Genomic DNA, 22,233 nt, shown 5'->3' with positions numbered 1-22,233 from the left:
TGGATGTTCTTCTTGGCGTCGTCGTTGAGGCCACCGTCGTTGGAGGCCTGCACCGACAGGTCGCGCATGCGCTGCAGGATCTTGTGCGTCTCGGTGAGCGCACCTTCAGCGGTCTGCACGACCGAGACGCCGTCCTGGGTGTTGCGGACGGCGACCTTGAAGCCACCGATCTGCGAGCGGAGGCCCTCGGAGATGGCCAGGCCCGCGGCGTCGTCGGCGGCGCGGTTGATCCGGAAGCCGGAGGAGAGCTTCTCCAGCGACTTGGCCATCTGGTTGTCGGTGGCCGACAGGTTGCGGTACGAGTTCATCGCCGCGATGTTGTTGTTGACGCTCAGACCCACGGTGTTCCTCCTTGGACGGTGCCGCACCGCGTCCGTGCGGTGGGCTCTGGCCCCTTCAACGGCCGGGTCCGGGAGGTCCTTGAGCGTCCGGTGCGGGGATACCCCCACGGGGGTGGGTCAGCTGAGCAGCTGCAGCACCCGGGGGGCGGACTGGTTCGCCTGGGCGAGCATCGCGGTGCCGGCCTGGGTCAGGATCCGGGTGCGGCTGAGGTCGGTCATCTCCTGTGCCATGTCGGTGTCCCGGATCCGGCTCTCCGACGCCGCCGTGTTGTCCAGCCCCGCGCCGAGCTTGGCGATGTTGTGCTCGAACCGGTTCTGCAGGGCGCCGAGGTCGCCCCGGACGACGGAGAGCCGTTCGACGGCGGCGTCGATGGCGGCGATCGCGGCCGTCGCGCCGGAGGGATCGGCGTCCGGGGCCGACCGCACGTCGACGGCGGACAGACCCAGCCCGGCGGCGTCGACGGGCGGCCCGAGGTCGACCGCGATCGTGTGCCCGGTGTCGGCGCCGACCTGGAAGACAGTCCGGTACGTGCCGTCGAGCAGTGCGCGGCCGTTGAACGAGGTGGTGGCGGCGATCCGGTCCAGCTCCGCGCGCAGCCCGGTGACCTCGGACTGGACCGCGGACCGGGCGTCGTCGTCCAGCGCGCCGCCGTTGGCGGCCTGGACCGCGAGGTCCCGCATCCGGTGCAGGATGCCCTGCCCCTCGGCGAGGGCGCCCTCGGCGATCTGCAGCACCGAGATGCCGTCCTGGCTGTTGCGCAGGGCGACCCGCAGCCCGCCGATCTGGGCCCGCATGTTCTCCGAGATCGCCAGGTTCGCCGCGTCGTCCGCGGCACGGTTGATCCGGCTGCCGGAGGTGAGCCGCTCCAGGGACGTGCTGAGCCGCTGGTCGGCGACCGCCAGGGCGCGGTGGGAGTTCAGGGCGGGGATGTTGCTGCTGACGACGAGGCTCAAGGGGCCCTCCGTGGACCGAGCGCGGCGAGGAGGCCCACCGCGGCCGTGCGGTGGGCCTCCTCTCCTACGGTCCGCGACGTCCGGTGTTGACCCGAACGAGTGAGGTCCTTGGTGCAGCTGTGACTCGGTCGCCCCGGTCAGGCGGGCTGGGCGGTGACCTCGCGCTCGGGGGCCGGCCAGCCGTACCGCTGGCGAACGCGCGCCGCGGGCGTCGGCACCGGCACCGGCACCGGCGCGGGCGCTCGGGTCGGGGCGGGTGCTGCGGGGCCGGTGGTCCGGGGAGCGGGGACCGACGGGCGCGCCGGGTTCCGGCCGGCGGCCTGGGCGGCGGCGACCCGGTCGACGTAGGCGCGCTGCTGGTTGCGGGCCCGCACCCCGCCGTCGGCCCGGACCGGGGCGCCGTCCCAGACCTCGCTCATCGCCGCGTGCAGCAGGGTCAGCGCGCGGGCGCGCATCTGCGAGACCCGGGAGAGCGTGACACCGAGGGAGTCGGCGATGTCGGTCAGCGACTCGTCGCCGAAGAAGTTGCGCTCGACGACCTCGTCGAGGCGGTCGGGCAGCGCGCGGATCGCCTCGTGCAGGTGCCGGGCCCGCTCGGCGCGCAGCAGCGCGCGTTCGGGGGAGTCGCCGGTGTCCGGGAGGTCCAGGGAGGTGCCCTCGGCGCCGGTCTCGGCGTCGATGCTGACCATCACGGCGCGGTGGACGTCGACCTGCAGGGTGTCCAGCTCGGCCCGGCCGACACCCAGGCTCGCCGCGAGCTCCTCCCGCGTGGGCGGCCGGCCGAGGCTCATGGTGAGCGCGTCGGCAGCGGCGTCGGTGCGCCGGGCCGCGGCCCGTACCGAACGGCTGGCCCAGTCACCGGACCGCAGCTCGTCGAGGACCGCGCCCTGCAGCCGGGGCAGCGCGTAGGTCGCGAAGGTGGCCCCGGCCGCCGGGTCGAACCGGCGGGCCACCTCGACCAGCGCCACCCGGGCGCAGGCCTGCAGGTCCTCGCGGCTGACGTGGCTGGGCAGGGAGATGCGCGAGGCCACCGCGTTCACCGCGAAGTGCGTCAGCGGGAGATGGGTGGTCACCAGTGCGTCGACGTCGGGGTGTCGGCGTTCGCCCCCGGCGAGGGGGGTGGGGCTGGCTGCGGTCACGTGCTCTCTCTCGGCGGACCGGAGCCGGTCCGGGACCGGGTGGGCAGGATTTCTCCCCAGCCGCGCTGCTCGGCTTGACCGGGCACCGGGCGGTGCCGATGGGAGGGGGTCGGCACGGCCCGCTCGGGCACGTGGCGCAGACGGACACGACGACACGGACACACGACGACGAGGAAGGCGGCCGGCATGGACCACCAGCACCTGTCGACGTTGCTGTGGCGGGAGCAGGAGCTCCTGGACCTGCTGCTGTTCAAGGCCGAGGAGAAGCAGTACCTGATCCTCACCGGGAAGAGCCGCTGGCTGCCCCGCATCGCGCACGAGATCGAGGTGGTCCTGGAGCAGCTGCGCACCCTCGAGGTGGAGCGCGCCGCGGCGACCGAGCAGATCGCCGGGCGGCTGGGCCTGGAGGCGAACCCCTCCCTCCGGCAGCTCGCCGACTCCGCGCCCGCGCCCTGGAACGACCTCTACACCAAGCACCACGAGGCGCTGCTGACGCTCGTCACCGAGCTGCGCAGTCTCTCCGACGCGAACAAGGAGCTGATCGAGAGTGGGTTGTCGGTGATCGGCGACGCGCTGCTGTCCTCCCGGACCGGGACGCAATCCGGGACCTACACCCAGAACGGCCGCACCGCGGGCAGCGCCTACCGCTCGGTGACCCTGGACGGTGCGATGTGAGTACCTTCTCGGGGCTCAACACCGCGACCAGCGCCCTGTGGGCGCAGCAGCGCGGACTGGACGTCACCGGCCAGAACATCGCCAACGTCAACACCGACGGCTACTCCCGCCAGCGTGCGGAGCTGCAGTCGGTCGGCGGCAACCCGGTCCCGGCGATCTGGTCGGTCAGCAAGGACGTTGGCCAGGGGGTTACCGCGGACACGGTGATCCGCATCCGGGACGCCTTCCTGGAGGCCCGGGCCCAGGCCGAGAGCGGCAGGACGGCTGCGATGGCCGTGCAGGACACCACCCTGGCGCAGATCGAGCAGGCCTTCCGGGAGCCGGGGGAGACCGGCATCCAGGCCAAGCTCACCGACGTCTTCAAGTCCTGGGGCGACCTGGCCAACAACCCGACCGAGGACGGTGCCCGCACCGCGGTGCTGCAGAAGACCGCCACCCTGGTCGCCGAGTTCCGCACCACCGACGCTGCGCTGGACAAGGCGTGGGTGCAGACCCGCAGTGCCCTGGACGTGCTGGCCGACGACGTCAACACCACGATCTCGCAGGTGGCCGAGCTCAACGGCGCGATCAAGAAGGCCACCCAGTCCGGCCTGCCGAGCAACGAGCTGGCCGACAAGCGCGACGCCCTGGTGCTCAAGCTCTCCCAGTCCATCGGAGCCACCTCGACCATGGGTGACTACGGCGCGGTCGACGTCGCGGTGGGCGGGTCCACCCTGATCTCCGGTGGCTCCTCGATCGGCGTGCGGGTGGTGGGCACCACGGACCCGCTGACCGCGACGGCCACCGACCCGCGCCTGGTCACCGACCCCGGCGCCACGACGCTGGCCCCCGGCGGGACGGCCGGCGGGCAGCTCACCGCGCTGCGCCAGACGATCCCCGGCTACCGGGAGCGGTTGGACGGGGTCGCCCAGAAGCTGGCCGACGAGTTCAACACGGCGCACACCGCTGGGGTCGACAAGACCGGCGCCCTCGGCGGTGCTCTCTTCGACGACGGCGCGGGGGGCCTGACCGGCATCACCGCGAAGACGCTCAGTCTCGCGATCAGCAGCACCGATCGGCTCGCCGCCGCGGACGGCAGCACGGAGAACACCGCCAGCACGGACAACCGGAACGCCATCGCCATCGCCAAGCTGCAGAGCTCGGCGGACGGCACGGCGGTCGGCTACCGGCAGCTGATCGTGCAGCTGGGGGTCGAGGCCTCGGTCGCCACCGGCAACCTCAAGACGCAGACGGTGATCGCCAGCCAGGTGGACGCCTCCCGGGAGTCGGTCTCCGGGGTGAACCTCGACGAGGAGATGACCAACATGCTCCGGTTCCAGCACGCCTACTCGGCGGCGGCCCGCATGATCACCGCGATCGACGAGACGCTCGACGTGCTGATCAACCGCACCGGCCGCGTGGGGCTGTGACCTGATGCGCATCACGCACAAGGCCGTCGTCCAGACCAGCCTGCAGGGGCTGAACCGGAACATGGAGGCCATCCAGAAGCTGCAGCAGCAGCTGACCTCCGGCAAGACGATCAGCAAGCCCTCGGACGACCCCGCCGGCACCAACGCGGCGATCATCGCGCGGGAGGAACTGGCCACCGCCACCCAGCACGCCCGCAACATCAGCGACGGCATGGGCTACCTGAACTCCACCGACTCGGCGCTGCAGAACATGCTCACCCAGGTGCAGCGGGTCCGGGACCTCACCGTCAGGGGCCTGAACGACGGCGCGAACTCGGAGAGCTCCCGCGTGGCCATCGCCACCGAGGTCGCCGGCCTCCGGGAGAGCCTGCTCGGCCTGGCCAACACCACGGTGCAGAACCGGCCGGTCTTCGGCGGCGTGACCGCCGGGCAGACCGCCTACACCCCCGATGGCACGTACGCGGGCCTCGGCGGCACGGACCCGGCGACCGACCCGGCCATCGCGGTGATGCGCCAGGTGTCCGAGGCCGACGTCATCCGCATCGACATCACCGGCCCCGAGGCCTTCGGCGTCACGCGTGTCGCCGCCGACGGCACCGTCACATCGCGCGACCTGTTCACCGTCGTCGGCGACATCGCCGCCAACGTGGTGGGCGATCCGGCCGCCCTCGCGCAGGACCTGGCCGATCTCGATGCGGCGATCAACCGCATGCTCAACGCCGCCGCGGACATCGGTACCCGCACCTCGCGGCTGGAGACGGCCAAGCAGGTGAACACCGACCTGCAGCTGTCGCTCACCAGCCGCTCGGCCGACATCGAGAACGTCGACCTGGCCAAGACCATCATGAACCTGCAGATGCAGCAGACCGGGTACGAGGCGGCGCTGTCGGCCACCGCGAAGGCGATCCAGCCGAGCCTGCTGGACTTCCTGCGCTGACAGGGGCAGGTCAGGTGCCGGAGAGGCGCCTGACCTGCCGAGAAGGGAAGTGCAGGGCGCCGCGCGGCGGCGTCCGGCCCCGCACCGGCGGGGCGTGCCACGGATGGCCACACACACCCATGGAGGGGTCCACATGCTCACTCTCACCCGCAGCGTCGGCGAGAGCATCCGCATCGGCGAGGACATCGAGGTCTACGTCGTCGAGGTCCGCGGCGGCACCGTGCGGCTGGGCTTCAAGGCCCCCCGCGAGGTGGCGATCCACCGCGAGGAGGTCTACCGGCAGATCGCCGAGGCGAACGCCCTCGCTGCCGAGGTCGCTGCCGATGCGCTGGGTGCCCTGGCAGCATTTGCGCCAGAGTCGGCGCCGCCGTCCAGCAAGAAGTAACAACGAGTTGGTCATTCCGGACCAATAAGCGCTCGACTCGTCCGCCCCAGTAGTCACAGGGCGGCGAGTCTTGCCGTCGGGCACTCGGATCGTGCGCAAGCCTTCCCCTACCGCGCCAGTTACAGGGGGAGACCACGATGGCACTCAGCGCACGCACCATGAGCACGGTCGAGGCGGTCGACCTGCTCGCCGACAGCACCGTCGCCGAGCAGCACCGCACGGCCGGCGACGAGCACCTCGAGCCCGGCTTCCCGGACTCAGCCTGGGCCGACACCGTCGTGGTGCACGTGCAGCTGCGTCCGCGGCGCTCGGCCACCCGTCGCTGCCTCGCCGCGCTCGCCGCGCTGGCCACCCGGCACGAGTCGGTCGCCTTCGCCCTCACCGGCCTCTCCGGTGACGCCCGCGCCGTCCGGGTGACCGTCGGCGTCGAGCTGGGCCCGCGCGACCAGATCGCCCGGTTCTCCACCGAGGCCCAGGCCGCCTACGCCTTCGTGGACGCGCTCTTCACCGACCTCTACGACTTCATGCCGGTCTACGTCGGCGAGCCGAGCGACGCCGAGCGGGCCGCCGCGGCGGGCGTGCTCGACGCCGTGGGTGGGTCGCGCACCCCCGCCCCGCGCACCCCCGCGCCTCGCATCCCGACCCCGCGCACCCCCTCCTCGGTCGCGGGCGCGGCAGTCGCCGGCCTCCGCGGCATCCCCGTCCCGGCCTGACCCCGGGACGTCGGGCTCCGCCCGACGTCACCGCGGCTGAGGTCAGCCGTCCCACCCGTCACCCCGCCCACCTGCACTTCCCCTCAGGAGGACCCGGTGCCCCACACCACCACCACCGACAGCGCCCCGACGACCGACGACGAGCGGAGCCGCATCCGCGAACCGCTGGTCTTCGGCGGGCTGACCGAAGCCGAGGGCTGGGCCATCGCGCCCATCACCCCCCGCGACCGGGTGCACTTCCGCACCGACCGGGAGCTGTCGCTGACCCACTTCCGGGCCGCACTCCCCGCCGAGGTCGAGGTGAGCTACGACGAGGGCGAGGGCCTCTACCGGGTCGACGGCCGCCCGGGCACGGGCGAGGCGCTCGCCGGCCTGGTCCGCGTCTGGTGCGCCGGGGAGGGGATCGCCACCGTCGGGTTGCGCCCGGAGGCCGGCGTCCGCCGCCGCGCCCCCCGTGACCTGCCGCCGGCCTTCCTCGCCGACCTGTGCCGGCACTACTGCCGGGTCAGCCTCAAGCGCCTGCAGCGGAACATGAGCACCATCCGGCTGCACCTGCCGGACAACGACGACATCGACCAGCAGGTGGCCGAGTGGGTGCTCAAGGCGGTGTCCACCTACGACGAGACCAAGTCCGTGCCGTTCGGCGCCTACCTGGCCACCCAGCTGTCCAAGTGGGTGCACGACCTGGGCCGCAACGCCTACGGGCGCACCGCCGCGGACACCGAGAACAAGCAGCAGAAGGCGGTCGCCGCCTTCACCGCCGAGCACCAGCGCCGGCCCAGCGAGCGGGAGCTCGCCGCCTACATGGGGCAGAGCGTCGCCACCCTGCGCCGCAACTCCCAGACCGTCGCCACCCTCACCGGGCTGCGCAACCTCCAGTCGCTGGACGGCGGTGCCGACGCCGTGGAGTTCGTGCTGCCCGACAGTTCGGAGGTGCCCGACGAGATCATGGGCGAGGCGGAGCAGACGCTGCTCTCGCACGCGCTCACCGCGGCCTGCGCCCCCGACCCCACCGCGCGGCGCGACCAGCGCGCCGCGCAGCCGAACGTGCTGGGCTGGGCCACCTGGTACCTCACGACCTGGGGTGGCCAGACCAAGACCCAGCTCTCGGCGGACCTGGGCACCTCGGTGCGCAACATGAACGTGCACGCCGACCGTGCCGAGAAGGCGCTCAAGTCCCGGCTCGCCGAGCTCGGCGGCTGAGCGCACCACCCTGACCGCACCACCGTGCCCGGCGACCGCCCGGCCACCCGACCGGGTGGCCGGGCGGTCGCCGTCCCAGGCCCGGTGCGGGCGGCAACAATTGCCCCGCGACGGGTCCACCTCGCCGCCGACCTGCCGATATCCCTGTCGTGACCGCCCCGGACAGTTCCCGCCGACCCGAGCGGGAGCTCCGGGGGTGTGGCGCATGAGCGTCCCGCCGGCCGAGGACACCATGCGGGAGGACACCATGCAGCCCGTCCTCGTGCCCCACTGGCTGGACGCCGCCGACCGCGGCGAGGTCGAGCGGGCCGTGCAGGCCGCCCTCGACGGTGGCCCGGTGCACCCCGTGGCGGCCGTCCACCTCGGCGACGTGCTCACCGAGCTGCACGTGGCCGCCGCCCGCGAACTGGTCTGGCCGGCCTCCGTGGCTAGGGTCCGCAGCGCGACCGGCTGGGGCGACGACGTCGTCCCGGTCCGGCTCTCCGCCGTGGAGCTGGCCAGCGTGCTGTCGTTGACCGGCCTCGCCCCCGTGGCCCGGGCGGCGCTGACCGGGGGGCGGAGCCGGTGACGGAGTCGCTGTTCGGCTCCCCGGCCGGGCTGCTGCGCCGGCTGGTGCGCACCGAGGTGGACGTCGACGACGTCCGCGACGCCGTGGACCACCTCACCGGGACCCACGACCTGCCGGAGCTCCGGCTCTCGGTGGCCGACGGGCCTCGGGGCGCGCTGCTGGTCGTCGAGGAGGCCGGCCGGGTCAGCCGGGTGCTGATCGCCGAGCTCGCCGCGCAGATGAGCCGGGCGCACGTCGGCGGTACACCGGACGCCGTGCTGACCGCGCTGCGCTCCTGGCTGGACCACCGGCCGGTGCCCGACCCGGTGGCCGCGGTGGCCGGGGTCGCCGTGCTCGACTGGGCCGAGGGCCGCACCGAGACGCTGGGCTGGCGGGTGGTGGTCCGGCGGGCCGGGCTGCTGGTGCCCTGGCGGCCGTCCCGCACCGCGACGCTGACCGCCGTCCACCGGACGCGGTCGGCCGCCTGGGGCCGGTCGGTCGCGGTGGAGGCGGCGCTGCGGATCGAGGGTCCGGTGGGCCTGTGGACCACCACGAGCGTCCCCGGCGCCGACTCCGCCGTCCTCGTGGAGCCCGAGCGGCTGCTGGGCGAGATGGCCGAGCGTGGCCTCCCGATGCGCGACATGCACGTGGTCGTGACGCCGCAGCGCCCGGTCGCCTGCGCGGAGGCCGGCGTCGCCCGCCGGCTGGTGGCCGAGGCGGTCGACCAGAGCGTCACGCTGCCCTGGCGGCGCGTCGCCGACCTCGGCTGGAGCTGACCGCGCCCACTCCCGCCGGGTGCCGGTGCTCGGCTGCGGGGCTCAGGTGAGGCTGCCGTACTCCCAGTGCCAGGGCTCGGGGTTGCTGCCGCCGGCCTGCGCCCAGTCGGGGTGCACCCAGCCCCAGCGGCCGGCGTTCGCCTGCATCCACGCGGTCTGCACGGTGCCGAAGACGTTGATCCCGCCGCAGAGGTCGACCGCCAGGGCCCAGCCGTGGTTGGAGGTGCCCGGGATCGCGGTGATCCGCGGCTTGCGGTGGTGGGCGTCGACCTGCGCGCCCAGCGACCGGTAGGAGTCGGTGATGCACAGCGGGGCGCCGAAGGTGGCCTGGTACGCCGCGGACATGGCCGAGTAGGCGGCCGCCGCGTCGCAGCGCAGCCGGTGCGGGTACCCGATCGAGCAGAGCTGGTCGCGGGGGATCTCGCCGTTGGCGAAGCCGCCCCAGGCTCCGCTCACCGGGGTCTGGTCGGTGCCCGGCGCGGGCACCGGCGCGCTGCAGGTGGCCGGCGTGGGCGCCGCGGCCGGCAGCGGCGTCGGGGTGACGGCCGGCACGGTGACGCGGACGGCGGCGCGCAGGTCGGGCACCTCGCGCACCGCGACCTGCCAGCGGTCGGCGGAGGCGGACAGCACGCTGCTGCCGCCGACGTAGATGCCGACGTCGTCCAGCGTGGTGCCGCCGACGGTGCTGAACACCAGGTCGCCGACCTGCAGCTGGCCCTCGGGCACGGGAGTGCCCTGCGCCCACTGGCCGGCGAGGCCGACGGGCAGGCCGAAGCCGCCGTGCGCCCAGACCGCGGAGGTGAAGCCGCCGCAGTCGAACCCCTCCGGACCGCTGCGGCCGGGCAGCCAGGGCCGGCCCAGCAGGGCGAAGCCGGCGCTGACCGCGGCCACGGTCTCGGCGGGCAGCACGGTGATCGTCGAGCCGGCGGCGTAGGTCAGGGCGACGCCGGGCACGGGCGCGCCGGCGGCGTCCCGGACGGCGGCCAGGCCGTTCGGCAGCGTCTCGGGGGAGGCGAGCTCCGCCGCCGCGGGCGGCGTGATGCCGCCGACGGCGAGCCGGGTGAGGTAGTCCTGCCAGCCGGCCAGCGCGGCGGCGTTGCTGCGGGCCTGGGCGGGGCCGACCGGCGTGCCGGCGGAACCGGCCCAGGACGCGGCGGCGAGCGGGTCGAGGTCGGCGACCAGGTCCCGCACCTCGGTGAGCACCTCGGCGGCCTCTTGCCGGGCGACGGCGGCGCGCGCCTCGGCGGTCGCGGCGGCATCGGTGAACTCGGCGGCGTGCACCGCGGCCCGGGCGGCGCGGGCCACCCGGGCGTCCTGCGCGTCGGCGAGCTGCTCGGCCAGGCCCTGGGCGTGCAGCACGTCGCCGGTGGTGTCGGGGGAGTGCAGCGAGAGCTGGGCCAGCGGCCAGCGCTCGTCGGCGCTGCGCCGGTAGGCGGTCGCGGCGATCTCGCCGACCGCGATCCGGTCGGCGGCGACCTCGGCCAGCGCGGCGGCGCCGGCGTCGCGGGCCTGCTGCGCCTGGGCACCGTGCCGCGCGGCGGTGTCCGCGGCAGCCCGGTAGCGGGCGGCGGCGTCGGCCAGTGCGGTGGCGGTGCCCCCCGCCTGGGCCGGGTCGGTGACCTGGCCGGCCTCGGTCGGCGGCTGGGCGACCGACCCCATGAGCGCGACGATCGCGACGGTGGCCCCGGTGACGACGCCCAGCCGGCGCCACCACAGGCGCCACGCGATGGGCGCGTGCCGGGTCGGGCGGCCGGCGCGCGACCGGCGGGTGGACGACGGACGGCCCGAGCTGCGGGGCCGTCCGGTGCCGGCCGTGCGTCGCTGGGTCGTGCTGCGCGGAGCGCCGGTGCGGGGCGAGCTGGACCGGGACGTGGTGCGGCCGGCCGCGGCGCGGGCGCCGGCGGCCGGGCGCTGACGGGGAGCCTGGGCGCGGGGCCGTGGCGCAGCTGTCTGCTGCACGCGCGGTGCGGGCACCGGGGTCCCCCTCGGGTCGTCGGCCGGATCGGTCCGGCCGCCGGGTGGCAGCCGTGTCCCGATCCCATCGACGTCCCTCGCGCGGGGGTGAAGGAGCCTCACGCGTTCGGGGGGTGCGGCTCACCCCTCCGGGGGGGGGTGCCCGGACAGGCGTGGCCTCCCGGACACGACGAGGCCCCCGCCGTCCGGGGGGGACGACGGGGGCCTCGTGAGGTGATGGAACGGCCCCGCTGCAGGGGTCCACCGCGAGCTCGGGAGCGGTGGGGGGCAGCGGGGTCCTTCTCAGCGCTGGGCGATCTCCAGGAAGGAGCGCTCGGCGGGGCCGGTGTAGACCTGCCGGGGGCGGCCGATCTTCGTGGCCGGGTCCTCGATCATCTCGCGCCACTGGGCGATCCAGCCGGGTACCCGGCCGAGCGCGAACAGCACGGTGAACATCCGGACCGGGAAGCCCATCGCCCGGTAGATCAGCCCGGTGTAGAAGTCGACGTTCGGGTAGAGCTTGCGCTCGACGAAGTAGTCGTCGGAGAGGGCGATCTCCTCGAGCTGGCGGGCCAGGTCGAGCAGCTCGTTGTTGCCGCCGAGCTTGCTCAGCACCGTGTCCGCGGTCTGCTTCACGATCGCCGCGCGCGGGTCGTAGTTCTTGTAGACCCGGTGCCCGAAGCCCATCAGCTTGACGCCGGGCTCCTTGTTCTTGACCCGCTCGACGAAGCGCGGGATGTCGCCGCCGTCGCGCTTGATCGCCTCCAGCATCTCCAGCACCGACTGGTTGGCGCCGCCGTGCAGCGGGCCGAACAGCGCGTTGATGCCGGCGGAGACCGAGGCGAACAGGTTGGCCTGCGAGGAGCCGACCAGCCGCACGGTGGAGGTGGAGCAGTTCTGCTCGTGGTCGGCGTGCAGGACGAAGAGCATGTCCAGCGCCTTGACCAGCTCCGGGTCGGCCTCGTACGGCTCGGCCGGGAAGCCGAACGTCATCCGGAGGAAGTTCTCCACCAGGCCCAGCGAGTTGTCCGGATACAGCATCGGCTGGCCCACGGACTTCTTGTAGGCGTAGGCCGCGATCGTCGGCAGCTTGGCCAGCAGCCGGACGGTGGAGAGCTCCACCTGCTCGGGGTTGAACGGGTCGAGCGAGTCCTGGTAGAAGGTCGACAGCGCGCTGACCGCGGAGGACAGCACCGGCATCGGGTGCGCGTCACGCGGGAAGCCGTTGAAGAACTGCTTCAGGTCCTCGTGCAGCAGGGTGTGCCGGCGGATCCGCTGGTCGAACGCCTCCAGCTGGTCGGCGGTGGGCAGCTCGCCGTAGATCAGCAGGTACGACACCTCGAGGAAGCTGGCCTGCCCGGCCAGCTGGTCGATCGGGTAACCGCGGTACCGCAGGATCCCGGCGTCACCGTCGATGTAGGTGATCTCCGAGGTGCAGGAGGCGGTGTTCACGAAGCCGATGTCCAACGCGACCCTGCCGGTCGTGGACAGCAGCTTGCTGGTGTCGATGCCAGGGGCGCCCTCCGTCGCGGGGATCTCCCGCAGGGGGAGTTCGCCGCCGGGGAAGCGCAGGGCCACGTCGTCGGTGCTCGCTGTCTCGCTCATCAGCTCAGGACGCTACTGCCCCGCGTCCCCGGATGGCGTGCCAGGGGGCAGGATTCCTGCTCTCGGCACGCCATCCCGGCCCCTTTGCAGGGGCCCGCCGCGAGGTCGTGAGCGGTGGGGGACAGAGGGGGCCTTCCTCAGGGGTGGGTCATGGACAGCACGTCGAGGGCGGCGTCCAGCTGCTCCTCGGTGAGCTTCCCCTGCTCCACGTAGCCGCGCTCCACCACGACCTGGCGGATCGTCTTCTGCTCGGCCAGCGACTGCTTGGCGACCTTGGCCGCCTCCTCGTAGCCGATGTACTTGTTCAGCGGGGTGACGATCGACGGTGAGGACTCCGCGTACTCCCGGCACTGCTCGACGTTGGCCACGATGCCGTCGACGCAGCGGTCGGCCAGCAGTCGGCTGACGTTGGCCAGCAGCCGGATCGACTCCAGCACGTTGCGGGCCATCAGCGGCAGGGTCACGTTGAGCTCGAAGACGCCGGTGGTGCCGGCGTAGGTGACCGCGGCGTCGTTGCCGATCACCTGGGCGCCCACCTGGATGACCGCCTCGGGGATGACCGGGTTGACCTTGCCCGGCATGATCGAGCTGCCCGGCTGCAGGTCCGGCAGGGCGATCTCGCCCAGGCCGGTGCGCGGGCCCGAGCCCATCCACCGCAGGTCGTTGGCGATCTTGATCAGGCCGACGGCGATCGTCTTGAGCTGGCCGGAGCCCTCGACCAGGGCGTCGCGGGAGCTCTGCGCCTCGAAGTGGTCGCGCGCCTCGGACAGCGGCAGGCCCAGGTCGGCGGCGAGCTTGTCGATGATCGCGGCGGCGAAGCCGGGCGGGGTGTTGATCCCGGTGCCGACGGCGGTGCCGCCCAGGGGCAGCTCGCCGATCCGGGGCAGGGAGGCCTGCAGCCGCTCGATGCCGTAGCGGACGGCGGCGGCGTACCCGCCGAACTCCTGGCCCAGGGTGACCGGGGTGGCGTCCATCAGGTGGGTGCGGCCGCTCTTGACCACCTCGGCGTACTCGGTCGCCTTGCGCTCCAGCGAGGCCGCGAGGTGCTCCAGCGCCGGCACCAGGTCGACCACGATCGCCCGGGTGGCGGCCACGTGGATCGCCGAGGGGAAGACGTCGTTGGACGACTGCGAGGCGTTGACGTGGTCGTTGGGGTGCACCGGCGAGCCCAGCGCCTCCGACGCGAGGGTGGCGATCACCTCGTTGGTGTTCATGTTGCTCGACGTCCCCGAGCCGGTCTGGAAGACGTCGATCGGGAAGTGCTCGTCCCACTTCCCGGTGGCCACCTCGGCCGCCGCGGCGGAGACGGCCTCGGCGACGTCGGCCGGCAGCACGCCGAGCGAGGCGTTCACGGTGGCCGCGGCGCCCTTGATCGACGCCAGGGCGCCGATGAGCTCGCGCTCGATCGGGGTGCCGGAGATGGGGAAGTTCTCGACGGCGCGCTGGGTCTGGGCCCGCCACTTGGCCCAGGCGGGGACACGGACCTCCCCCATGGAGTCGTGCTCGACGCGGTAGTCCGTCTCGGTGGCCACGGTGCGCTCCCGGTGTGGTGTGGATGGTGCCCGGTCTCGAGGAGATGGGCTCTGTGCCTCGCCCGCGACCCTAGACACCCGCCCCGACGGCGCCGCCGGGGAGCCTGTGGACAACGGCTCCGCGGCGCACCGCCGGCGCCCTACGCTCCGCCGGACCCCGGACCGGTCCCGTTCCGGGCCCCGAGCTCAGGAGCCGCAGATGTCCCAGCCGCACCCCGCCCGCACGCCCGTGCCGGCGCCTCCGGACCAGCAGCCCGGCTGGCCGGTCGCCGGCGGGTGGGCCGGCTCCCCGGGCCCCGGCAGCGGGTGGCCGGGCCCGCCGCCCGCTGCACCCGCCGACCGGCGCGCCGGGCCGTCGCTGGCATCGGCCGGCGTGCTCGCGCTCGGCATCGTGCTGGCGGCGGTGCTGGGCGCGCTCGTCGTCCGGTCGGGCGCCGAGGACCTGGGGCGGGGCATCGGGGAGGGGCTGGTCGAGGCCTCGGCCGCGGCGATGGACGACGCGCTGTCCAGCTACCGGGACGACCACGGCACGGACGGCTACGGCCTGGACGTCCTCGGCTCGGACGACTACGGCCTGGACGCCACCCAGGTGGAGCAGAGCGACCCGGAAGCACCCGACGGCCTGGGGGAGGACCCGGTGCTGGACGGCTACGCCCAGGAGTGCTTCGGCGGTGACCTCCCGGCCTGCGACGTCCTCTACCAGGAGGCGCCGCTGGAGCCGGGGTACGGGGAGTACGGGCTCACCTGCGGCGGCCGGGTCGAGGAGTACGCCGTCCACAGCTGCTCCCAGCTGGACTGAGGTCCGCCCCGCTAGGGTCCGATCATGGTCGAGGAACCCGCTGCCGAGCGTCCCGTCGTCCGTGCCTCGGACGCCGACCGCGAGGCGGTGGTCACCCGGCTGCAGACCGCTCTCGGGGAGGGGCGGCTGGCGGTGGACGAGTTCACCCAGCGGGTCGACGTCGCCTACGCCGCGACGACGACGGCGGAGCTCGACGGCCTGCTGGACGACCTCCCCGCGCCGGCGTCGGAGTTCCCGGCGGTCGGGGAGATCGTCGGGGAGCGGACCAACGGCGCCGTCGCCACCGTCTTCGGCGACGTCCACATCGCCCCGGTGACCGGCGTGCCGGAGCGGGCCAGCACCGTGTTCGGCGACGTCCGGATCGACCTGCGCGGGCTGCGCACCGGCGCGGAGGTCGTGCACCTGCAGCTGGGCACCGTCTTCGGCGACGTCGACGTGATCGTCAGCGAGGGCGTCGCGGCGGAGATCGAGGGCTGGACGGTGTTCGGCGACCGGAAGACCCAGCTGGCCCCGGTGCCGCGGCTGGCGGGCACCCCGCGGGTCGTCGTCCGCGGCTGGACGGTCTTCGGTGACCTGAAGCTGCGCAGCCTGGCGCCGGGGGAGTCGCCGAGCCGCTGGCGCGCCGTGATGGACCGGCTGGCCGCCCGGCGCGAGCCCCCGGCGCCACCGGCCCAGGCATAGGAGGCTCTGCACCCGGTCCCGGCGCTGGAACCGGGTGCAGAGCCTCCTATGCCTCCTCGTCCCCGTCGCCGAAGGGCACCGCCGAGTACTCGTTGAGCTTGGCCAGCGAGTGCAGGCTGTCGATCGAGCGGATCGTGCCCGACCGCGACCGCATGACCAGCGACTGCGTGGTGGCCCCGCCGGAGCGGTACTGCACGCCGCGCAGCAGCTCCCCGTCGGTGATGCCGGTGGCCACGAAGAAGACGTCGCCCTGCACCAGGTCGTCGATGGTCAGCACCCGGTCCAGGTCGTGCCCGGCGTCGAGCGCCCGCTGCCGTTCCGCGTCGTCGCGGGGCCACAGCCGGCCCTGCAGCGCGCCGCCCATGCACTTGAGGGCGCAGGCGGTGATGATCCCCTCCGGGGTGCCGCCGATGCCCATCAGCAGGTCGACGCCGGTGCCCTCGCGGGCGGCGGCGATCGCGCCGGCGACGTCGCCGTCGGTGATGAACTTGATCCGGGCACCGGCCTCGCGGACCTCGCTCACCAGCTGCTCGTGGCGCGGGCGGTCGAGGATGCACACCGTGACGTCACCGACCGAGCTGTGCTTGGCCTTCGCGACCCGGCGGACGTTCTCGGCCACCGGTGCGGTGATGTCCACGACGTCAGCGGCGGCCGGCCCGGTGGCGATCTTGTCCATGTAGAAGACCGCCGACGGGTCGTACATCGCCCCCCGGTCGGCGACGGCCATCACCGCGATCGCGTTGGGCATGCCCTTGGCCATCAGCGTGGTGCCGTCGATCGGGTCGACGGCGACGTCGTAGTCGTTGCCCCAGCCGTCGCCCACGTGCTCGCCGTTGTAGAGCATCGGCGCCTCGTCCTTCTCGCCCTCGCCGATGACGACCACGCCGCGCATGTGGACCGTGCCGATCAGCGCGCGCATCGCGTCGACCGCCGCGCCGTCACCGCCGTTCTTGTCCCCACGTCCGACCCACCGGCCGGCCGCCAGCGCGGCGGCCTCGGTGACCCGCACCAGCTCCAGGGCGAGGTTGCGGTCGGGGGCGGGCCGGTCGGCGCGCAGCGTCGACGGGGGGCGGACCGGCAGCGGGCCATCGGGCAGGGGCAGGGACACGGGACCTCCTGACGTCCGCACGGCGCTGTGCGGCGGGGTGGTGGAAAGGTGCTGCGATCCTAGGGGCATGCCCGAGACCGGCCAGGACGCCGACCGAGATGACGCCCAGCGCCCCGGCGAGCACCGCTCCCCGTCCACCGACGACCCCGCCACGACCGCCGCGGCGTCCGCGCCCGACGGCGCCGCGCCACCCGCGGCCGGGGCGAGCGCGCCGCCGGTCGACCGCATGCAGCGGTTCACCCCGGCGAACATGGTCCGGTCGCTGCTGCCCCTGGTGGTGATCTGCCTGGTGATCGTCGGGGTGACCGCGCTGCGGCAGAACCCGGAGGACCCGATCCGGGAGGTCCCCATCGCCGGCACGGTGGAGCGCACCGCGGCCGCCGCCGGTCATCCGCTGCCGGTGCCGCAGGGGCTGCCCGACTCGTGGCGGCCGACCAGCGTGCGCAGCAACGTGCAGGCGCCGGTCACGCTGGAGATCGGCTGGTACACCCCCGGGGAGGAGTACGCCGGGTTCGTGGTCAGCGACGTCCCCGACGCCGACCCGCTCACCGACGTGCTCGCCGACGCGACCGGCGGCAGCACCACCGAGCTGGACGGGGAGACCTGGCAGCGGCTGACCAGCGCACGGGGGGAGACGGTGCTGACCCGCACCGAGGGCCCCTCGACCCTGCTGGTCACCGGGTCGGCGACCGACGCCGAGCTCGAGCAGCTGGCCGCCGCCGTGGAGCCCTACGCCCCCTGATCGGCCCCCTGCAGGGCACCGCCCCGAGCGTGCGAGGGGTGGGGAGCAGGGGGTCCTTCCTCAGGCGTCGGTTGTCGGGGTGGCGGCGGCGAGGCGCTCGCGCGCCCGGTCCAGCCAGTGCTGGCACAGCTCGGCCAGCTGCTCGCCGCGCTCCCACAGCGCCAGCGACTCCTCCAAGGTGAGGCCACCCGCCTCGAGCCGGCGGACGACGTCGGCGAGCTCCTCCCGGGCCTGCTCGTAGGTCTGGGTGGGCTCGGTGTTCTCCGGTGCGGTGTTCTCCAGTGCGGCGTTCTCCGGTGCGGGGGTCTCGGGTGCAGGGGTCTCGCTCACGGTCGCCCATCCTGCCGGTCGACGCGCACCGGCAGGCGGCCGCCCGCGACGCGCACCTGCAGCCGCTCGTCGTCGCCCACCTCCGCCGGGTCGCGCACCAGCGCGCCGTCGGCCCGCTGCACGACCGCGTAGCCGCGCTGCAGCGTGGCCGCGGGGGACAGGGCGGTGACCCGGGCGCGGGCGTGCACGAGGTCCCGCTCGGCGACCTCCACCCGGTGGGTGAGCGTGCGGGTGGCGCGGCTGCGCAGCCCGGTGACGTCGTCGGCGCGACCGGCCAGCAGCCGCCCCGGGTCGGCCAGCACCGGGCGGCTGCGGACCGACTCCAGCCAGCGCTCCTGCTGCTCCAGTCGGGCGCCGATCAGGTGCCGGGCGCGCGCCCGCAGCCCCTCGACCAGCCGCCGCTGCTCCCCGATCTCGGGCACCACCCGGTGGGCGGCGTCGGTCGGGGTGGCGGCCCGGACGTCGGCGACGTGGTCGACCAGCGTGGTGTCGGTCTCGTGCCCGACGGCGGTGACCACCGGGGTGCGGCAGGCGGCGATGGCCCGCACCAGGCCCTCGTCGGAGAACGGCAGCAGGTCCTCCACCGACCCGCCGCCGCGGGCGATCACGATGACCTCGACGGCCGGGTCGGCGTCCAGCCGCTGCAGCCCGGCGATCACCGACTCCGCGGCGGTCGGCCCCTGCACCGCGCAGTTGTGCACCGCGAAGCGGATGGCCGGCCAGCGACGGCGGGCGGTGACCAGGACGTCGCGCTCGGCGGCGCTGTCCCGGCCGGTGATCACGCCGACGACGGCGGGCGCGAAGGGCAGCGGCCGCTTGCGGTGGACCTCGAAGAGCCCCTCGGCGGCCAGCAGCCGGCGGATCCGCTCGATCCGGGCCAGCAGCTCGCCGAGGCCGACCGCGCGGATCTCGGTGGCGCGCAGCGAGAAGGAGCCGCGGGCCACGTAGTAGTCCGGCCGGGCCCGGACGATCACCCGGGCGCCCTCGGTCAGCTCCAGCCCGGGCCCGTCGGCCACGTCGCGGTGGCAGGTGACCGGCACCGACAGGTCGGCCGCCGGGTCGCGCAGGGTCAGGAAGACCGTCGCCGCCGCGCCCCGGCGGGACAGCTGCGCGACCTGGCCCTCGACCCACACCTCACCGAGCCGGCCGATCCACTCGGCGACCTTGCGGGCGACGGTGCGCACCGGCCACGGCTGCTCGGGGGACGACGGGGAGGTCACCCGCCCGAGCGTGCCATGTGAGTTGGCCCGTGCGCGTCAGCCGGGGTAGCCGGGGGCGGCGGGGAGACCGAAGAACTCCTCCAGGGTGGGCACCCCGGTGCGCTGCAGCTCGGTGGCCAGCGCGGTGCCCACGTAGCGCAGGTGCCAGGGCTCGTACTTGAACCCGGTCACGCCCTGCGCGCCGTCCGGGTACCGCACGACGTAGCCGAACTCCGGGCCGTGGGCGGCCACCCACCGGCCCTCGGCCGTGGTCGCGAAGCAGGTCTCGATGTCGCAGCCACCCCCGCCGACGTCGGCCGCCAGTCCGGTCTGGTGCTCGCTGTGGCCGGGGCGGGCCACCTGGATCTCGGCCCGCTCCTCGCCGAACCGGCGGACCTGGGCGGCGAAGAGGCCCACCTGGTAGTCGTAGGGGCGGTAGGCGCTCTGCACGCTGAGGGACAGGCCCTGCTCCGCCGCCGCGGACAGCATCGCGTCCATCGCCTGCGCCGCCTCCGCGCGCAGCTGGTATCCGCCACCGATCGGGACCAGGTCGCTGGGCGCGTGGTCGATCGGGACGAGCGGGCGGGCCTTGTTCACCACCACCCAGGTGCTGGCCGGGTCGTCGAGGGACAGCTGGGCCCGGTCGAGGGTCGGTTCGGCCGGCGTGCTCGGCGCGGGGGTGGTGGCTGGAGGAGCAGAGGGCGGGGGCGTGGACGCCTCCGCGGCGGGGGCGGCGGTGGGCGCGGGGGAGCTGATCTCCCGGACCACCAGGACGGCGCCGGCGGCCAGGACGACCAGCACGAGCCCGATCACCAGGCGGAGCAGCGCGGCCCGCCGCCCCCGCGTCGCGGCGTCGCCGTGCCTGCTGCTGTCGGTCACCGGCTTCTCCCGCACGGTGCACCATCCTGGCACCGCATCCGGCTGGGGCAGGGCACGCCGGTGTGGTGGTCGGGCGGGGCGGTTCAGCCGCGGTCGGCGCTGAGCTTCTCCAGCCGGTTCTGCAGCAGCGTCACGTAGGGCGCCCGTGCCCGGGTGGCCCGCTCGTAGTCGAGCAGGTCGGCGACCGTCTCAGCCGGGTAGGACCGCAGGTGGCCGCGCAGCGCCGGGATGCTGAAGGTGTCGTAGCCCTCGACCGGGGTGGTCACCGCGGACTGCTCGCCGGCCACCGGCTCGGCCGGCACCAGCGGGTCGCTCGCCGCGCTGTCGGTCACCGGGCTGCCCGGCGTGACGCTCTCCGCCGCCTCGGGGCCACCGAGGTCGACGAGCTCCTCGGCCGCCTCGTCGATCGCGTCGGCCGTGTCCGCGGGCGGGGTGCCCCCGGCCTCCCCATCGGTGAGCACGGCGTCGGCGATGACCTCGTCGGTGACGGCCTCCTCGATCGCCTGCTCGTCCTCGGCGACGTCGGCGACGGTGTCGGCGGTCAGGTCGGCCAGCACCTCGTCGGGCACGACGTCGGGGATCTCCTCGGCGATCTCGTCGGCCACGTCGTCGGCCAGCTCGTCGACGACCGCGGTGATCGCGTCAGCGGCCGGGTCGTCGGGGAGCGCGGCGACCTCGGCCGGGGTGATCTCGTCCGTGGTGCTCTGCTCCGGGGCGGCCCCGGCCTGGGCCAGCACGGCGACGGCGACGTCGTCGGTGAGCTCGTCGGCGTCGATGATCGGCAGCGCGTCGACCGCGAGGTCGTCGGCCAGCACGTCGGCGAGCTCGTCGGCGTCGGCCTCCTCGGGGAGGTCGGCGACCCGGTCGAAGGCCGAGCTGCGCGGGGCCGGCGTGCCGGCCGGCGGGGGCGGTGCCGGCAGGTCGTCGTCGAAGGTGGCCATCCCCGGTTCGGCGTCGCCGCGGAGCCCCGTGAACAGCTCGTCACCGCGGGCGACCAGGCCGGAGTACTGCTGCTGCAGCCGCAGCGAGGTCTGCAGGGCCTGCCCGATCAGCCGCACCGGCAGGCCGGGCAGCGTCTCGGGCAGCTTGCGGGCCTCGTCCAGCACGGTGGCGGCCAGTCCGGCGGCCGCGCGGACCACCTCGGGGATCTCTCGAGCCATGGCGCCAGCCTGCCGTACCGGAGGGCGCACGGCAGCCCCAGCGGGCGCGCTGCCGCCCGGTCGGGGGGTGGTCCTGGTCTCGACGCGGCTCGCGGACGGCGCTGCCGACCTACCATGGGTGACATGGTTGAACCGCGCGGACGTGTCCTGCTGGCCGACCCCCGGGGCTACTGCGCCGGCGTGGACCGGGCGGTGGTCGCGGTCGAGCGGGCCCTGGAGATCCACGGGGCGCCGGTCTACGTCCGCAAGCAGATCGTCCACAACAAGCACGTGGTGGCCACGCTCGAGCGGCGTGGCGCGATCTTCGTGGAGGAGACCGACGAGGTGCCCGAGGGCTCGGTCCTCGTCTTCAGCGCGCACGGCGTCTCCCCGGCGGTGAAGGCCGAGGCGGCCGAGCGGTCGCTGCGGACGATCGACGCGACCTGCCCGCTGGTGACCAAGGTCCACATGGAGGCCAAGCGGTTCGCCAAGGACGACTACGACATCCTGCTCATCGGCCACCGCGGGCACGAGGAGGTCGAGGGGACGATGGGCGAGGCCCCGTCGCACACCCAGCTCGTCGACGGCGCCGAGGACATCGCCAACGTCCAGGTGCGCGACCCGGAGAAGGTCGTCTGGCTCTCCCAGACCACGCTGTCGGTCGACGAGACGCTGACCACCGTCGACTCGCTGAAGAACCGGTTCCCCGGGCTGCAGAGCCCGCCCAGCGACGACATCTGCTACGCCACGCAGAACCGCCAGCAGGCGGTCAAGCAGATGGCCGCCGAGTGCGACCTGGTGCTGGTCGTCGGCTCGACGAACTCGTCGAACTCCGTCCGGCTGGTGGAGGTGGCGCTGGAGGCCGGCGCCCGCGACTCGCACCTGGTCGACTTCGCCGCCGAGATCGACGAGGCGTGGCTGGCCGGCGTCGGCACCGTCGGGGTGACCAGTGGCGCCTCGGTGCCGGAGATCCTGGTCAGCGAGGTGCTCGACTGGCTGGCGGCCCGCGGCTACCCGGACGTCGAGACGGTGAAGGCGGCCGAGGAGCGGCTGGTGTTCGCGCTGCCGCACGAGCTCAAGCCGCGCCGCCAGGCGCTGGCGGTCGACACCGAGTGAGCGCTCCCTCCCGGTCGGGAGGGCGGACGCACGACGGCCCGGCACCCTGAGGGGTGCCGGGCCGTCGTGCG

Annotated in this window: 24 protein-coding genes; 13 read left to right on the top strand and 11 right to left on the bottom strand. The window is 74.3% G+C overall.

The window, feature by feature from the left end; translation table 11 throughout:
* The 3 genes from ACI79U_RS18735 to ACI79U_RS18725 all read right to left on the bottom strand — a co-directional run.
* The coding region (locus ACI79U_RS18735; protein WP_457072000.1) for a flagellin N-terminal helical domain-containing protein at positions 1–341 on the bottom strand (341 nt) is incomplete at its 3' end.
* 117 nt (positions 342–458) lie between these two features.
* Entirely contained in the window at positions 459–1,295 is an 837-nt protein-coding gene (locus ACI79U_RS18730; protein WP_457072002.1) for a flagellin N-terminal helical domain-containing protein, read from the bottom strand.
* A gap of 137 nt (positions 1,296–1,432) precedes the next feature.
* On the bottom strand, positions 1,433–2,434 hold the full coding sequence (locus ACI79U_RS18725; RefSeq protein WP_457072005.1) for a sigma-70 family RNA polymerase sigma factor: 1,002 nt from the start codon (positions 2,432–2,434) through the stop codon (positions 1,433–1,435).
* Positions 2,435–2,620: 186 nt separating this feature from the next.
* On the opposite strand from ACI79U_RS18725, the gene ACI79U_RS18720 reads away from it, so the two are divergent.
* The 8 genes from ACI79U_RS18720 to ACI79U_RS18685 all read left to right on the top strand — a co-directional run bounded on the left by ACI79U_RS18720 (position 2,621) and on the right by ACI79U_RS18685 (position 9,079).
* Complete coding sequence (locus tag ACI79U_RS18720; protein WP_457072007.1) at positions 2,621–3,109, top strand: flagellar protein FlgN; 489 nt, start codon at positions 2,621–2,623, stop codon at positions 3,107–3,109.
* The gene (gene flgK, locus ACI79U_RS18715) at positions 3,106–4,518 is read left to right on the top strand and encodes a flagellar hook-associated protein FlgK (protein WP_457072009.1); all 1,413 of its coding nucleotides are present in this window, start codon (positions 3,106–3,108) and stop codon (positions 4,516–4,518) included. Before ACI79U_RS18720 ends, flgK begins: the two co-directional genes overlap by 4 nt.
* Before the next feature lie 4 nt (positions 4,519–4,522).
* On the top strand, positions 4,523–5,455 hold the full coding sequence (gene flgL, locus ACI79U_RS18710) for a flagellar hook-associated protein FlgL (RefSeq protein ID WP_457072012.1): 933 nt from the start codon (positions 4,523–4,525) through the stop codon (positions 5,453–5,455).
* A 133-nt stretch (positions 5,456–5,588) separates the two neighbouring features.
* Positions 5,589–5,840 carry a carbon storage regulator CsrA gene (csrA, locus tag ACI79U_RS18705; RefSeq protein WP_457072015.1) on the top strand — a complete coding sequence of 84 codons (252 nt, stop codon included), beginning with the start codon at positions 5,589–5,591 and terminating at the stop codon, positions 5,838–5,840.
* Between the two features lie 137 nt (positions 5,841–5,977).
* On the top strand, positions 5,978–6,553 hold the full coding sequence (locus ACI79U_RS18700; RefSeq protein WP_457072018.1) for a hypothetical protein: 576 nt from the start codon (positions 5,978–5,980) through the stop codon (positions 6,551–6,553).
* A gap of 96 nt (positions 6,554–6,649) precedes the next feature.
* Complete coding sequence (locus ACI79U_RS18695; RefSeq protein ID WP_457072020.1) at positions 6,650–7,756, top strand: flagellar biosynthesis protein FliA; 1,107 nt, start codon at positions 6,650–6,652, stop codon at positions 7,754–7,756.
* A gap of 205 nt (positions 7,757–7,961) precedes the next feature.
* Positions 7,962–8,324 carry a hypothetical protein gene (locus ACI79U_RS18690; RefSeq protein ID WP_457072022.1) on the top strand — a complete coding sequence of 121 codons (363 nt, stop codon included), beginning with the start codon at positions 7,962–7,964 and terminating at the stop codon, positions 8,322–8,324.
* Positions 8,321–9,079 carry a hypothetical protein gene (locus ACI79U_RS18685; protein ID WP_457072024.1) on the top strand — a complete coding sequence of 253 codons (759 nt, stop codon included), beginning with the start codon at positions 8,321–8,323 and terminating at the stop codon, positions 9,077–9,079. The genes ACI79U_RS18690 and ACI79U_RS18685 overlap by 4 nt, the downstream gene beginning before the upstream one ends.
* A gap of 42 nt (positions 9,080–9,121) precedes the next feature.
* Here the strand turns inward: ACI79U_RS18685 and ACI79U_RS18680 are convergent, their stop codons facing one another.
* Entirely contained in the window at positions 9,122–10,738 is a 1,617-nt protein-coding gene (locus ACI79U_RS18680) for an NlpC/P60 family protein (protein WP_457072026.1), read from the bottom strand.
* Between ACI79U_RS18680 and ACI79U_RS18675 the strand changes: the two genes are divergently transcribed.
* Positions 10,737–10,994: a hypothetical protein gene (locus tag ACI79U_RS18675; protein ID WP_457072028.1), complete on the top strand. Its 258-nt coding sequence runs from the start codon at positions 10,737–10,739 to the stop codon at positions 10,992–10,994. The genes ACI79U_RS18680 and ACI79U_RS18675 overlap by 2 nt on opposite strands.
* A 341-nt stretch (positions 10,995–11,335) precedes the next feature.
* Here ACI79U_RS18675 and ACI79U_RS18670 read toward each other — a convergent pair whose 3' ends face one another.
* Positions 11,336–12,637, bottom strand: a complete 1,302-nt coding sequence (locus ACI79U_RS18670) for a type II citrate synthase (protein WP_457072031.1) — start codon at positions 12,635–12,637, stop codon at positions 11,336–11,338.
* A gap of 137 nt (positions 12,638–12,774) precedes the next feature.
* Complete coding sequence (locus ACI79U_RS18665) at positions 12,775–14,169, bottom strand: class II fumarate hydratase (protein ID WP_457072034.1); 1,395 nt, start codon at positions 14,167–14,169, stop codon at positions 12,775–12,777.
* A gap of 199 nt (positions 14,170–14,368) precedes the next feature.
* Between ACI79U_RS18665 and ACI79U_RS18660 the strand changes: the two genes are divergently transcribed.
* Positions 14,369–14,968, top strand: coding sequence for a hypothetical protein (locus tag ACI79U_RS18660; protein ID WP_457072037.1), 600 nt, complete (start codon positions 14,369–14,371; stop codon positions 14,966–14,968).
* A 24-nt stretch (positions 14,969–14,992) separates the two neighbouring features.
* On the top strand, positions 14,993–15,649 hold the full coding sequence (locus ACI79U_RS18655; protein WP_457072820.1) for a DUF1707 domain-containing protein: 657 nt from the start codon (positions 14,993–14,995) through the stop codon (positions 15,647–15,649).
* A 46-nt stretch (positions 15,650–15,695) separates the two neighbouring features.
* Here ACI79U_RS18655 and glpX read toward each other — a convergent pair whose 3' ends face one another.
* A complete protein-coding gene (gene glpX / locus ACI79U_RS18650) occupies positions 15,696–16,757 on the bottom strand; it encodes a class II fructose-bisphosphatase (protein ID WP_457071862.1) in 1,062 nt (353 codons plus the stop codon).
* 67 nt (positions 16,758–16,824) lie between these two features.
* Here glpX and ACI79U_RS18645 point away from each other — a divergent pair, with 67 nt between their 5' ends.
* Complete coding sequence (locus ACI79U_RS18645; protein WP_457071864.1) at positions 16,825–17,499, top strand: DUF4245 domain-containing protein; 675 nt, start codon at positions 16,825–16,827, stop codon at positions 17,497–17,499.
* 60 nt (positions 17,500–17,559) lie between these two features.
* On the opposite strand, the gene ACI79U_RS18640 is transcribed toward ACI79U_RS18645, so the two are convergent.
* From ACI79U_RS18640 to ACI79U_RS18625, 4 genes are all read right to left on the bottom strand, one after another.
* On the bottom strand, positions 17,560–17,829 hold the full coding sequence (locus ACI79U_RS18640; RefSeq protein ID WP_457071866.1) for an exodeoxyribonuclease VII small subunit: 270 nt from the start codon (positions 17,827–17,829) through the stop codon (positions 17,560–17,562).
* Positions 17,826–19,049, bottom strand: a complete 1,224-nt coding sequence (xseA, locus tag ACI79U_RS18635) for an exodeoxyribonuclease VII large subunit (protein ID WP_457071868.1) — start codon at positions 19,047–19,049, stop codon at positions 17,826–17,828. Before xseA ends, ACI79U_RS18640 begins: the two co-directional genes overlap by 4 nt.
* A 36-nt stretch (positions 19,050–19,085) precedes the next feature.
* Positions 19,086–19,907 carry a M15 family metallopeptidase gene (locus ACI79U_RS18630; RefSeq protein ID WP_457071870.1) on the bottom strand — a complete coding sequence of 274 codons (822 nt, stop codon included), beginning with the start codon at positions 19,905–19,907 and terminating at the stop codon, positions 19,086–19,088.
* Between the two features lie 83 nt (positions 19,908–19,990).
* Entirely contained in the window at positions 19,991–21,067 is a 1,077-nt protein-coding gene (locus ACI79U_RS18625; protein ID WP_457071872.1) for a lipid droplet-associated protein, read from the bottom strand.
* Between the two features lie 123 nt (positions 21,068–21,190).
* Between ACI79U_RS18625 and ACI79U_RS18620 the strand changes: the two genes are divergently transcribed.
* Complete coding sequence (locus ACI79U_RS18620) at positions 21,191–22,162, top strand: 4-hydroxy-3-methylbut-2-enyl diphosphate reductase (protein ID WP_457071874.1); 972 nt, start codon at positions 21,191–21,193, stop codon at positions 22,160–22,162.
* Positions 22,163–22,233 lie beyond the last annotated feature (71 nt).

It is taken from the genome of Modestobacter sp. SYSU DS0904 (genome assembly GCF_054051115.1).
Note: the sequence above shows the minus strand (reverse complement) of the source record. Positions and strands in the feature narration are given on the sequence as shown.